The sequence below is a fragment of the Vibrio sp. 10N.222.47.A9 genome, assembly GCF_963872585.1.
GTDB lineage: Bacteria > Pseudomonadota > Gammaproteobacteria > Enterobacterales > Vibrionaceae > Vibrio > Vibrio splendidus.
This window is the reverse complement of sequence record NZ_CAWNBB010000045.1, coordinates 1-1053: the sequence shown is the minus strand read 5'-3', so window position 1 is coordinate 1053 and position 1053 is coordinate 1. Positions and strand designations below refer to the sequence as shown.

At 45.5% G+C, this 1053-nt stretch carries 1 protein-coding gene; it reads right to left on the bottom strand.

Annotated features, from left to right (window positions below; translation table 11 throughout):
- Window positions 1-54 precede the first annotated feature (54 nt).
- Window positions 55-975, bottom strand: coding sequence for an IS5 family transposase (locus AACT19_RS13845; protein ID WP_010430770.1), 921 nt, complete (start codon window positions 973-975; stop codon window positions 55-57).
- Between the last annotated feature and the right edge of the window lie 78 nt (window positions 976-1053).

The window sequence follows — 1053 nt, the reverse complement described above, 5'->3', positions numbered from 1 at the left end:
GGCTTTGTTGCGTAATTCAGTTTAGAGACAGAGCAGCCCCATTTCGCGTATTTCTTAGTCAATACGACAAGTTTCAGGCATACCTAATCCAGTAAGCTTGTTCAACGCTTTTATCATCGCGTAAGTTTCACCCACCTGTGCATTATAATTTATTAAGCTCAATCGTCCTCCTAGTAACTGTTTAACTCGATACATCGCCGTTTCTGAGAGTGAACGTTTGTGGTATCCATACCGCTCTTTCCAATACTTATTTGAGCCGTATAACTTCTGACAACCCACGGCAATATTTCGAGGGTGACCACGCTCCCAGAAGGCTGCTCCTTCTCTTGGGGGAATAAGCGCAATGGCCCCCTTAATCTTAATAGCAGCGTGACACGCTCTCGTGTCGTAAGCGCCATCACCAGACACCTCAAGGATACTTCGGCGTGTTTGTTTCAGTAAGTTCGGGAGTACTTCTCCATCTGTAACCGTCGATAAACTTAGCTCGGCGGCAATGATCTCATGAGTGTTGGTATCGACGGCAATATGAAGCTTTCGCCAGACTCTACGCTTGCCATCCGTCCCGTGTTTTTTGACTTTCCATTCACCTTCGCCATAAACCTTAAGGCCAGTAGCATCAATAGCTAGGTGCTGTATTGCTCCTCTCGCTTTAGTCTTAAATGAAACCTCAACTTGCTTGGCTCTACGACTGATGCAGGTGTAATGCGGACAACTTAACGGTACATGAGCTAACCTAAATATCGAGTCGATAAATCCTTGAAGCGCTCTCAATGGCATAGAAAAAACTCGTTTGACCATAAGTGCTGTCGTGATAGCTAAATCACTGAACCGACGCGGCCTCCCGCGCTTATTCTGTTTGCTTTGCGCCCACCCGCTTATTGCTTCTTCATCAATCCAAAAGGTCAGAGAACCACGGTTAATGAGTGATTGGTTGTATTGCTTCCAGTTGGTTGTTTTGTAACGTGGTTTAGGCATAGGGCTACGAGATAGAGTGAACGTAGCTGATCAGATCGTAGGTTCTTGATTTAGTTCCATTGAATTACGCAACAAAGC

What these genes read in the sequence shown, in the direction of transcription:
- AACT19_RS13845 (WP_010430770.1), bottom strand. Translation starts at nt 975, where the DNA reads ATGCCTAAACCACGTTACAAAACAACCAACTGGAAGCAATACAACCAA.